Annotated in this window: 14 protein-coding genes; 9 read left to right on the forward strand and 5 right to left on the reverse strand. The window is 71.2% G+C overall.

Features of this window, described 5'->3' with window-relative positions; genetic code table 11:
* The first annotated feature begins 103 nt into the window (after positions 1–103).
* The 4 genes from J1C73_RS31095 to J1C73_RS31110 all read left to right on the forward strand — a co-directional run bounded on the left by J1C73_RS31095 (position 104) and on the right by J1C73_RS31110 (position 3,319).
* Positions 104–613 carry a SigE family RNA polymerase sigma factor gene (locus tag J1C73_RS31095; RefSeq protein WP_207319296.1) on the forward strand — a complete coding sequence of 170 codons (510 nt, stop codon included), beginning with the start codon at positions 104–106 and terminating at the stop codon, positions 611–613.
* Positions 614–630: 17 nt separating this feature from the next.
* Positions 631–1,596, forward strand: coding sequence for a hypothetical protein (locus J1C73_RS31100; protein WP_207319305.1), 966 nt, complete (start codon positions 631–633; stop codon positions 1,594–1,596).
* Complete coding sequence (locus J1C73_RS31105; protein ID WP_372446767.1) at positions 1,586–2,497, forward strand: DUF3152 domain-containing protein; 912 nt, start codon at positions 1,586–1,588, stop codon at positions 2,495–2,497. Before J1C73_RS31100 ends, J1C73_RS31105 begins: the two co-directional genes overlap by 11 nt.
* A gap of 183 nt (positions 2,498–2,680) precedes the next feature.
* A complete protein-coding gene (locus tag J1C73_RS31110) occupies positions 2,681–3,319 on the forward strand; it encodes a DUF3152 domain-containing protein (protein ID WP_207319306.1) in 639 nt (212 codons plus the stop codon).
* Positions 3,320–3,342: 23 nt separating this feature from the next.
* On the opposite strand, the gene J1C73_RS31115 is transcribed toward J1C73_RS31110, so the two are convergent.
* The 4 genes from J1C73_RS31115 to J1C73_RS31130 all read right to left on the reverse strand — a co-directional run bounded on the left by J1C73_RS31115 (position 3,343) and on the right by J1C73_RS31130 (position 8,204).
* Positions 3,343–3,996, reverse strand: a complete 654-nt coding sequence (locus J1C73_RS31115; RefSeq protein WP_207319297.1) for an imidazolonepropionase-like domain-containing protein — start codon at positions 3,994–3,996, stop codon at positions 3,343–3,345.
* Positions 3,997–4,003: 7 nt separating this feature from the next.
* Positions 4,004–5,203 (reverse strand): cyclic dehypoxanthinyl futalosine synthase, encoded by a 1,200-nt coding sequence (gene mqnC, locus J1C73_RS31120; protein ID WP_123460973.1) that lies wholly within the window; start codon positions 5,201–5,203, stop codon positions 4,004–4,006.
* Positions 5,204–5,275: 72 nt separating this feature from the next.
* Positions 5,276–6,979, reverse strand: coding sequence for a serine/threonine-protein kinase (locus tag J1C73_RS31125; protein ID WP_207319298.1), 1,704 nt, complete (start codon positions 6,977–6,979; stop codon positions 5,276–5,278).
* A 346-nt stretch (positions 6,980–7,325) separates the two neighbouring features.
* Complete coding sequence (locus J1C73_RS31130) at positions 7,326–8,204, reverse strand: menaquinone biosynthetic enzyme MqnA/MqnD family protein (RefSeq protein ID WP_123460971.1); 879 nt, start codon at positions 8,202–8,204, stop codon at positions 7,326–7,328.
* Between the two features lie 353 nt (positions 8,205–8,557).
* Here J1C73_RS31130 and J1C73_RS31135 point away from each other — a divergent pair, with 353 nt between their 5' ends.
* Together J1C73_RS31135 and J1C73_RS31140 are read left to right on the forward strand one after the other, a co-directional pair.
* Positions 8,558–8,761 carry a cold-shock protein gene (locus J1C73_RS31135; protein ID WP_003967102.1) on the forward strand — a complete coding sequence of 68 codons (204 nt, stop codon included), beginning with the start codon at positions 8,558–8,560 and terminating at the stop codon, positions 8,759–8,761.
* 305 nt (positions 8,762–9,066) lie between these two features.
* Positions 9,067–9,894, forward strand: coding sequence for a MerR family transcriptional regulator (locus J1C73_RS31140; RefSeq protein WP_207319299.1), 828 nt, complete (start codon positions 9,067–9,069; stop codon positions 9,892–9,894).
* A gap of 57 nt (positions 9,895–9,951) precedes the next feature.
* On the opposite strand, the gene J1C73_RS31145 is transcribed toward J1C73_RS31140, so the two are convergent.
* Positions 9,952–11,184 (reverse strand): amidohydrolase family protein, encoded by a 1,233-nt coding sequence (locus tag J1C73_RS31145; protein WP_207319300.1) that lies wholly within the window; start codon positions 11,182–11,184, stop codon positions 9,952–9,954.
* 236 nt (positions 11,185–11,420) lie between these two features.
* Here J1C73_RS31145 and afsR point away from each other — a divergent pair, with 236 nt between their 5' ends.
* The 3 genes from afsR to J1C73_RS31160 form a co-directional block, all read left to right on the forward strand.
* Entirely contained in the window at positions 11,421–14,378 is a 2,958-nt protein-coding gene (gene afsR, locus J1C73_RS31150; RefSeq protein WP_207319301.1) for an SARP-family global regulator AfsR, read from the forward strand.
* Between the two features lie 214 nt (positions 14,379–14,592).
* Positions 14,593–14,769 (forward strand): hypothetical protein, encoded by a 177-nt coding sequence (locus J1C73_RS31155; RefSeq protein WP_207319302.1) that lies wholly within the window; start codon positions 14,593–14,595, stop codon positions 14,767–14,769.
* 197 nt (positions 14,770–14,966) lie between these two features.
* Positions 14,967–15,175, forward strand: a 209-nt coding sequence (locus J1C73_RS31160) for a hypothetical protein (RefSeq protein ID WP_207319303.1), incomplete at its 3' end; no start/stop codon positions are given.

Consider the following 15,175-nt stretch of genomic DNA (forward strand, 5'->3'; position numbering starts at 1 on the left):
GTCCAGGATTCGGGCTCGGATTTCGGTTCGGCTTCAACCTTTCCGGGCCGCCGACTCTCAGTAACAGGAGGAAAGAGAACCGACGGACCGCAAAGGGGGCCGGATGACCACGGGGCCCAGCCGGGACGCCGACAGCTTCGAGGAGTTCGCGCGGGCGAGCCAGCGCCGTCTGTACCGCACCGCGTATCTGCTGTGCGGCGACGCCGAGGCCGCCCGCGATCTGACCCAGACGACGCTGGCCAAGCTGTTCCAGCACTGGCACCGGGTGAGCGCCGCCCACCGTCCGGACGCCTACGCCCGGACCGTTCTGACCCGCACCTACATCGCCGAGCGCCACCGTCGGCTGCGCGACTTCCTGGCCCATACGCCGATCGCCGCGCCCGCGCCCGCGGTCGGCCCCGAACTGACGGTCACCCTGCTGGCCGCGCTCGCCGAACTGCCGCCCCGCGCACGGGCGATGGTCGTCCTGCGCTACTGGGAGGACCTGAGCGTGGAGACGGTCGCCGAGCTGCTGCGATGCAGCCCCTCCACCGTCAAGAGCCAGTGCTCGCGCTCGCTCGCCACGCTGCGCACGCGGCTGGGCGACGCCCACCTCTACACCAACCGAAGCTGAGGAGAACCGTCGTGGACATGTCTTCGGGCCGCTTTCCCGGCCGGGCACCGGACGAGGATGCCGAGTCCCTGCTGATCAGGGCGGCCATGGAGCAGGCGACCGACGATGCGCCGGCCCTGCCCGATCTGGTGTCCGGCGCCCTGGTCCAGGGCCGCCGGCGCCGCACCCGGACCCGTGTGGCCATCGGGGCGGTGGTGACGGGCGTGGTGTCGCTCGGTGCGCTCGGCGCGGTCCTGCCGTCGTGGGGCGGAGGCGGCGGTACGGAACCCGCCCGGACCTGGTCCGCCGCCTCGCGAAGTACGAGCATCGCGCCCTCACCGGTGCCGTCGGACGTGCCCTCACCGGTGCCGTCGGACGTGCCCTCACCGGTGTCGACGGCCCCGTCGTCACAGCTGCCCAGCGCGCCGGTCCCGGTCCCCGTGCACATCGAGCCGTCCCCCGGGGAGTCGTCCATGGCGGACCTGCCGGACGCCGAACGGGCCCGGCAGGAGGAGTTCCAGCGGCAGGCCGCGGTGCTGCTCGGCGAGCTGCTGCCGCGGGAGCTCGGCCCGGTCCACCCGGTGGACCTCGCGGTCAGCCGGTACCAGGGCGGGAGGGACGGCGACGTCTTCCCCGTCGTCTTCTCGGTACGTCCCGAGAGCGATCCGGATGTCGCCCCGCAGGAACTGCCCTGCCGCGACTACCCGGACGAGAGGCTGCGCTGCAGGCAGGCGACGCTCCCCGGCGGGATCAAGGCCCGCGCCATCACAACGGTCGCCGACCCGGCTCGACCACCGGCCGCCGAGGGCGCCGTCGTCCGCTTCACCTACGGCGACAGCGCCGTCGCCCTCTCTGTCAACGGTGACGAGAACACGAGGGAGCCGTCACCCGTCACCGCCGACCAGTTGCTCACCGTCGCCGGGGACTCCAGGTTCCTGGACCTCGTGAAGTACGCGGCGGCACACCCCATGGAAGCGAAGGAGTACGCGGATCGTGTCGGCTGAGGTACGGAGGCAGCGGAGACAGCGGCGGGGCCGGGGGGTCAGGCGGCGCTCGGGGCAGGAGCGCCGCCGCACCGGCCGGATACGGCTGCTGATCGCGGTCCTCGTCCCGACGGCGCTGATCGGCGTCGCGGTGGCGGTCGCTCCGCTGTGGACCGGCGGGGACGATCTGGCGACCGCGGCGGCCGCGCCCGGACCGACCGGTTCCGCCAAGGGCCCGCATGTGTCCGCGTCCGAGTCCGGCCCCGGTTCAAGGCCCGGGGCGAGCACCGGGCCGAAGGCGGGCACCGAGCCCAGCACGACGACCGGGCCGAGTTCCCGCTCCAAGGCCGGTCACCACCGCGCCGTGCCCTCGTCCGGCCCCGGCACCTTCACGGTCGCGCGGGCGGGCGCGACGACGGGCGGTGGCAACGCCTACCGGGTCGAGGTGGAGGACGGCTCCGGCGTCGATCCGGACGCGGCCGCCACCCAGATCGCCGGTTTCCTGGCCGCGCCGCGCGGCTGGGCGCACGGCGGGGAGCACTCGTTCCACCAGGTCTCGGAGGGTCCGGCGGGGCTGGTGGTCCGTATCGCCACGGCGGCGACCACCGACCGGATCTGCGGGAGGAGCGGTCTCGACACGCACGGCGAGGTCAACTGCCGCGTGGGCGTCGACGTCATGGTCAACCTCAAACGCTGGCAGACCGGTTCACCCGAATTCGACGGACCCCTCGCCGACTACCGGGCCCTCATCATCAACCACGAAGTCGGCCACTGGCTCGGCCACGGCCACGAGACCTGCCCCGGCAAGGGCCGCCCCGCCCCCGCCATGATGCAACAGATCTACGGCCTCAAAGGATGCGTCGCCAACGCCTGGCCCTACAACGCCAAAGGCCAGTACCTGAGCGGCCCGTCGGTCCCCTGAGCCTCCTGCGGGCACCCGTCCCGCGCCCGCATCGCAGCCGAGTGGACTGAACCAATCCACGCCGACAGCAGTCATTACAGAGGGGAGTACGGAGCACGGGAGTACTGGGGAGGGGAGCGGATGTCCGGATCGGGCGTGCGTCGGCAGGGGCAGCGGGAACGCGGCCGGAACCGGCTGTTCATCATGGCCGTCGTTCCGGTCGTGCTGGTGGCGGCCACCGCGGTGGGGCTCCGGTGGAAGAGCGAGCGCTCGGGCGGACCCGGCCCCTCGTCCTCCTCCAGCTCCTTCGCCGTCGCCCGCGCGGGCGCATCGGACACCGGCAGGGGCAACGCCTACCGGGTCGAGGTGGAGGACGGCTCCGGCCTGGACCCGGACGAGGCGGCCGCCGAGGTCGCCCGCATCCTGGCCGCTCCCCGGGGCTGGTCGCACCACGGCGAGAACACCTTCCGCCAGGTCGCCGAGGGCCCGGCGGGCCTGGTCATACGCATCGCCTCCCCCCGGACCACCGACCGGATCTGCGGGAGGAGCGGTCTCGACACGCACGGCGAGGTCAACTGCCGCGTGGGCGTCGACGTCATGGTCAACCTCAAACGCTGGCAGACCGGTTCACCCGAATTCGACGGACCCCTCGCCGACTACCGGGCCCTCATCATCAACCACGAAGTCGGCCACTGGCTCGGCCACGGCCACGAGACCTGCCCCGGCAAGGGCCGCCCCGCCCCCGCCATGATGCAACAGATCTACGGCCTCAAAGGATGCGTCGCCAACGCCTGGCCCTACAACGCCAAAGGCCAGTACCTGAGCGGCCCGTCGGTCCCGTGACACCGGACCGGGCGCCGCTGCGCTCAGCGCCGGCGGTACACCAGCCGCCCGGCAAGGACGGTGACCACGCAGGACGCCGCCCCCGCCGCGACGAGCGCGGCCTCGTCCGGCACGTCGAAGACCGCGAAGTCGGCGCGGGCACCGGTGACGAGCGGGGTGTGCACGGAGCCCGGCAGGTCACGGCCCACCGCGAGCGGGTCCAGGTCCGGACCGCCGTCCGGGATGCCGGGGGCCGCGGCGGCGGACACCTCGACCAGGCCCGAGCGGGACACGGCCCTGCGCACGACCGGGTCGCGGAACGGGCCGGTGAGGTGCGTCGTGCCGTACCGCAGCATCTGCTGGAGACCCCGCCGTACGCTGCCCGCCCACCGGGTCGCGTCCAGCTCCCCCGCCAGCCGTGCGAACGCCTCGCCGGACAGCGGTTCGGCCCCGAGTTCGTCCGCCTCGCGCGGGTCGGGGTGGTAACAGCGGGTGAGCAGCCATTCGGCGTGCCGCTGCCAAAGACCCGGGGCGATGACGCCCGGCCACTGCCGCACCCGCGCCGCCGGATGGGCGGCGGCGACCTCGTCGTACGGGCCGAGGGCGGTGATCCGGTCCCCCTCCACGGCCACCGCGCCCCGCCCGACGGCAGCCGCGCCGACCGGGAGAACCAGCGGCGCGGCGTGAACGGTCAGCATGACGGCGTCAGTTGGCGCTCAGGAGCTTGAGCTCCGGGTGGGCGGTGCCGCCCTCGATCGCGGTGGACGAGATGTGCGAGACGACGCGCTCGTCGACCGGGTCGTTCGCCGGGTCGTCGTGGACGACGAGGTGCTCGTACGTGGTGGCGCGCTGGGCCGGGACCCGGTCCGCCTTGCGGATCAGGTCGATGATCTCCAGCCGGTTGGAGCGGTGCTTGGCCCCGGCGGAGGAGACGACGTTCTCCTCCAGCATGATCGAGCCGAGGTCGTCCGCGCCGTAGTGCAGCGACAGCTGGCCGACCTCCTTGCCGGTGGTGAGCCAGGAGCCCTGGATGTGGGCGACGTTGTCCAGGAAGAGCCGGGCGATGGCGATGATCCGCAGGTACTCGAAGAGCGTGGCCTGCGTCTGGCCCTTCAGCTTGTTGTTCTCCGGCTGGTACGTGTACGGGATGAAGGCGCGGAAGCCGCCGGTGCGGTCCTGCACGTCGCGGATCATGCTCAGGTGCTCGATGCGCTCGGCGTTGGTCTCGCCAGTGCCCATCAGCATGGTGGAGGTGGACTCGACACCGAGGCGGTGGGCGATCTCCATGATCTCCAGCCAGCGCTCGCCGGACTCCTTGAGCGGGGCGATCGCGGTACGCGGCCGGGCCGGCAGCAGCTCGGCGCCGGCGCCCGCGAAGGAGTCGAGGCCGGCGGCGTGGATGCGCTGGATGGCCTCCTCGGCGGAGACCTTCGAGATCCGGGCCATGTGCTCGATCTCGGAGGCGCCGAGCGAGTGGATGACCAGCTGCGGGAACGCCTTCTTGATCGCGGAGAAGTGCTCCTCGTAGTACTCCACGCCGTAGTCCGGGTGGTGCCCGCCCTGGAACATGATCTGCGTGCCGCCCAGTTCGACGGTCTCCGCGCAGCGGCGCAGGATGTCGTCGAGGTCGCGGGACCAGCCCTTGGCGGTGTCCTTGGGCGCTGCGTAGAAGGCGCAGAACTTGCAGGCCGTGACGCACACGTTCGTGTAGTTGATGTTGCGCTCGATGATGTACGTCGCGATGTGCTCCGTACCGGCGTAACGGCGTCGGCGCACGGCGTCGGCGGCCGCGCCCAGCGCGTGCAGGGGCGCGGAGCGGTAGAGGTCGAGCGCCTCCGCCGGGGTGATCCGGCCGCCTTCGGCGGCTCGGTCGAGGATGGGCTGGAGGTCGGCCTTCTCGGTCACCGGGCTGTCACCTTTCGGCGGTTTTTCAACGGATCTACGGACCGGTTCAGCGTACGCCAGCCCCGGTCGGGGTCAGTGGCCGGACCGGGTCAGCGTGCCGTACGGAAGTCCGGCGCCCCGCTCGTCGGACCGGAAGCGCAGGGTGCCGTCGGCGGCGCGGGTGAAGTGGACGTCCGTGGTGGTGACCGTGCACAGGCCCGGGGTGCTGGGGCGGTCCGGATCGTCGCGTTCCCGCAGGGTCAGCTCCTTCTCGGTGCCGGAGGTGAGGGATCCGACGCTGTTGCAGCTGACCTCGATGTCCAGGGCGGTGATCGTCGTGTTCATCGTGACCACGTCGGCCCCCTTCTTCCCCTCCTTGAACACCGCGGTGAGCGTGCCGTGCGGCTGGCCGGTCGTCTTCTCGGTGATCGGCCCCTTCCAGGTGCCGACGAAGCTCTCCGGCACCTCGGCGACCTGGCCGCCCGGGGTCACGGTGGCGGCGTCCCCGGGTACGGACGGCTCGGCCGACGCGGTGGCCCCCGGGGTCGGGGCGGTGTCCCCGTGCCCGGCGGTGTTGCCGCCGTCGCCGCCCGGCATCAGGTCGAAGACATAGGCGCTGCCCACCGTCACCGCGGCGAGCGCGCCGGCCACCGCGAGGGCGACGGTGCAGCTCAGCCTGCGCCCCCGGTGCTCGCCGGGCCCGGCGCCGGCGTTCATGGAGACGGCGAACCGGGGGTCGGGGGTGCGCTGCCCCGGCACCCCGTCCGTCTCGGTGGGAGGGTGCCGCGGCGGGGCCGGGAGCGGTTCGAGCGGCGGGCCGAACACACCGGCGGCTCCAGCCCCGTTGAACCCGAACGACGCCTGGGTGAACGGCACCGGCCCCGACTGCACGGGGGCCTCCTGCGGTTCCAGGTCCAGCAGCGCGACCGCCGACCGGCTGACCTCGCGCACCAGTGGGCCGGGCAGCCAGCCCGCCGCCACCCGGGCCGCCGCGCCGCCGGGCGCCAGCTGCCGGGCGAGCTCCGCCGGGGTGGGCCGGTGCGCGGGGTTCTTCGCCAGGCAGGAGGCGACGACCTCGCGCAGCCCGCCCTCCAGATCACCCAGTTCGGGCTCCTCGTGCACCACCTTGTAGAGCAGTACGGCGGACGAGTCGCCGAGGAAGGGGGCGGCGCCGGTGGCCGCGTACGCGAGCACCGCGCCCAGCGAGAAGACGTCGACCGCGCCCGAGATCTCCTGGCCCCGGATCTGCTCCGGCGCCATGTAGCCGGGCGAGCCGACCGAGACCCCGGTGGAGGTGAGGGAGGCGGTGGCGTCGATGGCCCTGGCGATGCCGAAGTCGATCAGGCGGGGGCCGTCGAGGGCGAGCAGGACGTTGGAGGGCTTGACGTCCCGGTGGATCAGGCCCTGTTCGTGGACCGCGGTGAGCGCCTCGGCGAGCCCGGCGCCCAGGGTGCGTACCGCCTGTTCGGGCAGCGGACCGTGTTCGGTGATCGCGGCCGACAGCGGGGGGCCGGCCACGTAGCCGGTGGCCACCCACGGGACGGGGGCGTCCGGATCGGCGTCCAGGACGGGCGCGGTCCACTGGGCGCCGATGCGCCGTGCCGCGTCCACCTCGCGCCTGAACCGGGCGCGGAACTGCTCGTCGAGCGCGAAGTGCGGATGGACCACCTTGACCGCCACGGTGCGGCCGCCGGCGCTGCGTCCCAGATACACGCGCCCCATGCCACCGGCACCGAGTCTGCCGAGCAGTCGGTAGGCACCGATGCTCAGCGGTTCGCCGGCTTCCAGCGGCTGCATATGCGGACTCCCCCTGTGGACCGGCCGGACCTCCGACCGAAGCCTAGAGGCGAAGGTCATCAGGTCACAGGCAAACCATCCGCCGATTTCGTCCCCAAGGGAACGAACGGCGCCATTCATCACAAGAAAAGGGCGCGAATGTGTCGTTCCCAGGTGACAGACCGATTGGCGGGAGACGCCGGGCCGTACTCCCGACGCTTCCCGCCAATCGGCCATTCAACGCGTATTCACCCGAATCGATATCCACCGTGAACATCCTGGGGGAACGGAAGGAGCGGGGAACGAAGGGAACGCGGAAAGGGAGGCGGGCGGAATGGCGCGCATTCCGCCTGCCCGGCGCGTGCGCTCAGCCGCCGAGCAGCTCCACGTTCACGTCCGCGGCGAACCCCGTCGTCGGGCCGGTCCGGCGCGCGAACTCCTGGACGCCCGCCAGCTGCGCGGGCCCGAAGCGGAAGTCGAGGGTCGTGAAGTAGCGCTCCAGGATCTCGGCGTCGAAGGCCTCCCAGCGTGCCGCCTGTTCCGCGACCTTGGTGACCTCCTCCAGGGAGACGTCCCGCGAGGCCAGGAACGCCTCGTGCACCTTCTTCACCGCGGTGGGTTCGGCCGCCAGGTAGTCCTTGCGGGCGGCCCAGACGGCGAAGACGAACGGCAGCCCCGTCCACTCCTTCCACATCGCGCCCAGGTCGTGGACCTGGAGCCCGAGCCTGGGGGCGTCGTGCAGGTTGGCGCGCAGCGCGGCGTCACCGATGAGGACGGCGGCGTCCGCCTCCTGCATCATCACGCCGAGGTCGGGCGGGCAGGTGTAGTACTCGGGGGTCACCCCGTACCGCTCGGCGAGCAGCAGCTGCGCCAGCCGTACCGAGGTGCGGGAGGTCGAACCGAGCGCCACCCGGGCCCGGTCGAGGTCCTCCAGGGGCCGCTGCGACACGATCACGCACGACATGACGGGCCCGTCGCAGCCGACCGCGATGTCGGGGAAGGCCACCAGGTCGTCGGCGTTGCGCAGGAACTCCACGAGGGTGACGGGTCCGATGTCCAGATCGCCCCTGATCAGCTGCTCGCTGAGCTTCTCCGGGGTGTCCTTCGAGAGCTCCAGGTCGAGCAGGGTCCCGGTCCGTGCCAGCCCCCAGTAGAGGGGAAGGCAGTTGAGGAACTGGATGTGGCCGACGCGCGGCCGGTTGCGACGGTCGTCGCCTGCGACGGTGGTGACGGTTGAATTGTCCACATCGCGAGGCTAGACCTGTCACCCCCCGACAGCTCCACCGGGGGCGCGCGGCGCCGCACGGCCCCCCTCCCGAGGGGTCCCCGGAATGGTGCCGGAGACCTCTTCGCAAGGGCTTCCCGAGCCGCCCGAAGGGCCTCTCGGACCGTGCGCGCGCACGGCAATCAAACATTCGAGTGAAGTGATCTTTCCCTCTACCCTTCCGCACATGCTGCGTGCTAGGCTCAACGCCAAGTTGCAGTTTGGTTTCCCTTGCAGTACAGAGCCTGCGGAGCATGTAACCCGCAGGCTTTTGTAGTTTTCAGACTTCTTTGCAGGTTCTGGAGCAGGGCAACCCTTTGGCCCAAGGAGGGCTTATGGCTACCGGAACCGTCAAGTGGTTCAACGCTGAAAAGGGCTTCGGCTTCATCGCCCAGGACGGCGGCGGCCCGGATGTCTTCGTCCACTACTCCGCGATCAACGCGTCCGGGTTCCGCTCCCTCGAGGAGAACCAGGTCGTGAACTTCGACGTCACTCAGGGACCCAAGGGTCCGCAGGCTGAGAACGTCACCCCGGCCTAGTTGCCCGGGTCGGCCGATCGCGGCCGGTAACGCAGTACCCAAGGAGCCCCGCTCCTCCGCCTCGGCGGAGGAGCGGGGCTCCTGCCTGTGGTGGCCGCCCGCGAGCGGGCGGCCGGTCCACTGCTCGTCGAAGAGGCCGCCGAACGCGTCCGGGTCACCTGCCCGTATCCGGGCTCTCAAGGAATGCTCCACATCAGGTCCTGTCCGCAGCGGACAGTGAGTTCCGGTGCTCCGCGTCACGCCCGCGTCGGGGCGCTGCGACCCTTGACCCTGACACCGTGTGAGGCCGTGCACTGGGAGACATCATGTTCACCATCGGAGACTTCGCCCGGCACGGGCGGGTGTCGGCCCGGATGCTGCGTCACTACGACGCGATCGGGCTGCTGCACCCCGACAGTACCGACCCCGCGACCGGCTACCGCCACTACGGCGGCGGCCAGCTGGCCCGGCTCAACCGGATCATCGCCCTCAAGGATCTCGGCTTCACGCTCCAGCAGGTGCGGGCCGTCCTCGACGAGGAGGTGGGTCCCGAGGAGCTGCGCGGAATGCTCCGGCTGCGGCACTCGGAGCTGGAGGCGGCGATGGCCTCGGCGGCGGCACGGCTGGCCCAGGTCGAGGCGAGGCTCCGGTCGATCGAGAGCGAGGGACACATGTCCGTGGACGATGTGGTGGTCAGGCACGTTCCGGCGGTACGGGTCGCGGAGCTGACGGCGGTGGCCGCCGGCTACGGGCCCGGGGACATCACTCCGGTGATCCGCCCGCTGTACGAGCAGCTCTTCCCGCTGCTGGGCCGGGCCGGGGTCTCCCCGACGGGCCCCGGGATCGCGCGCTACGAGGACGCCCCGGGCGGCGGCGGAGCGGTCGTCGTCCATGCCGGGGTGACGGTCTCCGCGCCGGTGGGGCCGCTGGGAGACACCGGGGTCACGGTGGTCGAGCTGCCCCCGTTCGAGGCGGCGACCATCATCCACCGGGGTGCGATGGACGGCGTCCTGCCGACGGCCCAGACCCTGGCCCGCTGGATCGACGCCTCCGGCTACCGGTCGGCGGGGTACGCCCGTGAGATCAGCCTGGAGTGCCCCGAGGACGAGGCGAAGTGGGTGACGGAGCTCCAGGAGCCGGTCGTCGGGGACTGATGCGGGAGGGGCGGGTGCCGGGACCGTCCGGGCGGACGGCCACGGCATCCGCCCGTTTCACGCCCCGGTACCCGGACCCGCCCACAGTCCGTCCCGGGTCAGCCCGAGCAGGTCGATCGCGTTGCGGCGCACGATGCGGTCCACCACGTCCGCGTCCAGGTGCCCCATCTGTTCCTCGCCGACCTCGCGGGACTTGGGCCAGGTCGAGTCGGAGTGCGGGTAGTCCGTCTCGTACAGCACGTTGCCGACGCCGATCGCGTCCAGGTTCTTCAGCCCGAAGGCGTCGTCGAAGAAGCAGCCGTAGACGTGCTCGGTGAACAGCTCCGACGGCGGCCGGTGGACCTTGTCGGCGACTCCGCCCCAGCCGCGGTTCTCCTCCCAGACCACGTCGGCGCGTTCCAGGATGTACGGAATCCAGCCGATCTGACCCTCCGCGTACATGATCCGCAGGTTCGGGAAGCGCTCGAACTTGCCGCTCATCAGCCAGTCGACCATCGAGAAGCAGCAGTTGGCGAAGGTGATGGTGGAGCCGACGGCGGGCGGGGCGTCGGCCGAGGTGGACGGCATCTTCGAGGACGAGCCGATGTGCATGGCGATCACCGTCCCCGTCTCGTCGCAGGCCCGGAGGAACGGATCCCACTCGTCCGTATGAATGGACGGCAGTCCGAGATGTGGAGGTATTTCGGAGAACGCCACCGCACGCACCCCGCGCGCCGCGTTGCGCCTGACCTCGTCGGCGGCCAGTTCCGCGTCCCAGAGCGGGACCAGGGTGAGCGGTATGAGCCGGCCGTGCGCCGCCGGGCCGCACCACTCGTCGACCATCCAGTCGTTGTACGCCCGCACCCCGAGCAGCCCGAGTTCGCGGTCCTTCGCTTCGGTGAAGGTCTGGCCGCAGAAGCGGGGGAAGGTCGGGAAGCAGAGCGCGGACTGCACGTGGTTGATGTCCATGTCGGCGAGCCGCTCGGGCACCGAGAACGAACCGGGGCGCATCTGCTCGTAAGTGATGACTTCGAGCTTGATCTCGTCCCTGTCGTAGCCGACGGAGGTGTCGAGGCGGGTGAGCGGGCGGTGCAGGTCCTCGTACACCCACCAGTCGCCGACCGGTCCGTCGTCGCCCTTCGTACCCATCACGGGCGCGAACTTTCCGCCCATGAACGTCATTTCCTTGAGTGGCGCCCGGACGATGCGCGGACCGGAGTCCGCGTACTTGGACGGGAGCCGGTCCCGCCAGACATGAGGGGGCTCCACCGTGTGGTCGTCCACCGAGATGATCTTCGGGAAGGTCTCCATGCGTACCACGGTAGCGCTGATCTGACGAACCGTCAGCAATCTGTGCGAGGCTCCGTTCCACAATCGTTGTCGAGGGCTCGTGCAGAGAGTCACCCACTGCTGACGCGTCCCCCTTTCACAAGGCAGACTGTTGACGGCGATACCAACGGTATGGAGCAATCCGGATCTCCTCGGCGGTGTCCCGACATGTGCGCAGCGGCACTGGGCAGTGGCGGAGAGCAGGACAGGAGGCGGCAATGGGCCGTGACGACGGACCACGGGTGCGCGTTCCGGAACAGCGCGCTCCGGAGCGACAGCCGGCGGACGGCACAGACCTGTACTTTTCCGTGCTCGGCCCGGTACGGGCCCGGCGGAACGGCGAGACGCTGCCGTCCGGTTCGCCGCAGCAGCGCGCCCTGTTGACCGCTCTCCTGCTGCGCGGCGGGCACACCGCCACGGCCGCCGAACTCATCGACGCCATCTGGGGCGACGAGCCGCCCTCGCAGGCGCTGGCCGCCGTGCGTACGTACGCCTCCCGGCTCCGCAAGATCCTGGGTCCGCAGACCCTGGCGAGCGATTCCGGCGGGTACGCGATGCGGACCGGGCCCGACGCCCTCGATGTGACCGTGGCCGAGGAACTGGCCGCCGGCGCCGACAAGGCCCGCGCCGCGGGAGACCGGGGCCGGGCCAGGGTGCTGCTGAACAAGGCGCTCGCCCTGTGGGACGGCGAGGCGCTCGCCTCCGTGCCCGGCCCGTACGCCGAGAACCAGCGCACCCGGCTGGAGGAGTGGCGGCTCCAGCTCACCGAGACCCGCCTGGACCTGGACCTGGAGGTCGGCTGCCACGCGGAGGCGGTCTCCGAACTGACCGCGCTCACCGCCGCGCACCCGCTGCGCGAACGGCTGCGCGAGCTCCTGATGGTGGCCCTGTACCGCAGCGGCCGGCAGGCCGAGGCCCTCGCGGTGTACGCCGACACCCGTCGGCTGCTCGCCGAGGAACTGGGCGTCGACCCGCGCCCCGAACTCGCCCAGCTCCAGCAGCGCATCCTCCAGGCCGACGAGGAGCTGGCCCGCCCGGCCGACGACCCCGCCCCGGCAGCCGCACCGGTGCGCCCCGCGCAGCTCCCGGCCACGGTGCCCGACTTCACCGGCCGCGCCTCCTTCGTACGCGAACTGGGCGACCGCCTCGCCACCGCCGAGGGCTCCGTCATGGCCGTCTCCGCACTGGCCGGCATCGGCGGCGTCGGCAAGACGACCCTCGCCGTGCACGTCGCCCACCAGGCCCGCAAGCACTTCCCGGACGGCCAGCTGTACGTCGACCTCCAGGGCGCGGGCTCCCGCGCCGCCGAACCGGAGACGGTCCTCGGTGCGTTCCTGCGCGCCCTGGGCACGGCGGACTCGGCGATCCCCGAATCCCTCGACGAACGCGCCGCGCTCTACCGCTCCACGCTCGACGGCCGCCGCATCCTGATCCTCCTGGACAACGCCCACGACGCGGCCCAGATCCGCCCCCTGCTCCCCGGCACGACGGGCTGCGCGGCGCTGGTCACCAGCCGGGTCCGGATGGTCGACCTGGCGGGCGCGCACCTGGTCGACCTGGACGTGATGTCGCCCGAGGAGGCGCTCCAGCTCTTCACCCGCATCGTGGGCGAGGAGCGCATCAACTCCGAGCGCAAAGCGGCCCTGGACGTGGTCGCCGCCTGCGGCTTCCTCCCGCTGGCCATCCGCATCGCCGCCTCCCGCCTGGCCTCCCGCCGCACCTGGACGGTCTCGGTCCTGGCCGCCAAGCTCGCCGACGAACGCCGCCGCCTGGACGAACTCCAGGCGGGCGACCTCGCGGTGAAGGCCACCTTCGAACTCGGCTACGGCCAGCTGGAACCCGCCCAGGCCCGCGCCTTCCGCCTCCTGGGCCTCGCGGACGGCCCCGACATCTCCCTCGCCGCCGCGGCCGCCCTGCTGAACCTGGAGGTGCACGCGGCGGAGGACCTCCTGGAGGCCCTGGTCGACACGTCCCTGGTGGAGTCGGCGGCCCCGGGCCGCTACCGCTACCACGACCTGGTGCGCCTCTACGCGCGTTCCTGCGCGGAGCGGGACGAGAAGTCTCCGGACGAGAAGGAACTGGCGCTGTCACGCCTGCTGGATTTCTATCTGGCGACGGCCGCGGGAGTGTACGCGCTGGAGCGGCCGGGAGACCGGGCGGTGGACCACCTGGAGCCGAGCAGCCATCCGGGCCTTTCGTTCGCGCACCGCCCCTCCGCACTCGACTGGCTCTACTCCGAGGCGGACTGCCTGCTGGCCTGCGTACTGCAGTCCCTCGGCCGACAGACACTACGACGGGCCATGGACCTGCTCATCGCCGTCAAGGACCTCGCGGAGTCGGGGGCCAACGCCCGCAGGTACGAAGCCGCGGCTCTCGCGCTGCGCGACGCAGCCATGTCCATCGGTGACGCCCGTACAGAAGGACGGGCGCGCACCACACTCACGCAGGTGTACAGCACGGCCGGCCGGTTCGAGCAGGCCGATGCCGAGGCCCACCGGGCCATGACGCTCGGCATCGCCGCCAACGACCCCTGGACAAGCGGCAACGCCCCGAACGAACGCGGCATCCTCGCGATCTACCGCAACCAGCATGCGGAGGGGGAGGCCTACCTACGGAGCGCCATCCAGGCATTTCGCGCCGATGGCAACAGGCCCGGCGAAGCCAGCGCACTGTGCAACCTCTCCAGAATTCATCTGGCCCTCTCCAGAACCGACAGCGCGGTGGATCTCGCCGAGCAGGGAATCGAGATCTACGACCGCCTCGGCCTCGCGCTGCGGCTTGCAAACGGCCGCTACGCCCTGGGGCTCGCGCTCGCCAAGGCCAACCGGCTCCCGGAGGCACTGGAGCAGCTGACCCAGGCGCTCGGCATCTTTCACGAGAACCGCCAGCCCCTGTGGGAGGGCGTCACCCACTTCAGGCTGGCGGAAGTGCACCTCACGGCCGGACGCCACACCATGTCGGCGGCTCATGCGGAACAGGCGATCGCGTTGCGCGGGATCGGCGGCGAATGGCGCCGCGGCACGGTACTCACCGTACTCGGAAGGGCGTTGGTTCAGCTCGAACAGCCTGACCGGGCCAGGGCTTGCTGGACCGAGGCCCTGTCCATCTACGAGCAGTTGGGATCGGTTGAGGCCGAGGAGGTCCGCGCGCTCCTGTCTCCGGTCGCGGCCGCGTGAGCGACCCTTTCGTCGCAGCGTTCATCGTTCGTTTATCCGGGGACTGCACTCTTACCTACATCGAGCCGTCGCGTCGGGGGGCAGACGGATCGACGAAGAGGCCGCCCCACTATGGTGAACGGCCCAGCAATGCCCGTCCGGCGATCCACGGGGGAACCGCCGGACGGGCTCTGCCTACCTGTCCCACCACATGATTCACGGGAGTTGACCCACCATGAGCGACGCCAAGAAGCCTGTCGTGAAGCCGCTGGACAGCCACGCCTCCGGCGGCGCCATGAAGCCGCTGGACAGCCACGCCTCGGACGAGAAGCTCACCGTCCAGGACAGCCACGCCTCCGGCGAGGAGATCACCACTCTCGACAGCCACGCCTCGGCGCCCAAGCCCAAGTAGTCCGACTGATCCAACACGCACGGGGAACGGCCGCGGCGGCGCGGAGGGGGAGCCGTCGCGGCCGTGGCATGTCCGGGCCTCGGCCAAGGTCATCGCGTCAAAGTTCGACCACTTTCGGCCAGGGGCTACCGCCATCGTCCTTCCCGTCACTAGCGTCACTTGCCGTCCAGAAGATCGCTCCCATCACAGGAGTTGGAATGACCCGCACGAGGAAGACGCTCGTCGCTGCTGCTTTCGCCGTAGCCCTCGGCCTCGGCTCGGCCGGCACCGCCATGGCCGAGAATCACCCCGGCGACACCCCCGTGACGACACAGGACAGCCACATGACCACCGAGCCGGAAGTGAAGCCGCTCGACAGCCACATGACGGGCGAGCCCGAGGTCAAGCCGCTCGACAGCCACATGAC

Origin of the sequence: Streptomyces laculatispora, assembly GCF_017353455.1 — a bacterium.
In the GTDB taxonomy this organism is placed as follows: Bacteria; Actinomycetota; Actinomycetes; order Streptomycetales; family Streptomycetaceae; genus Streptomyces; species Streptomyces laculatispora.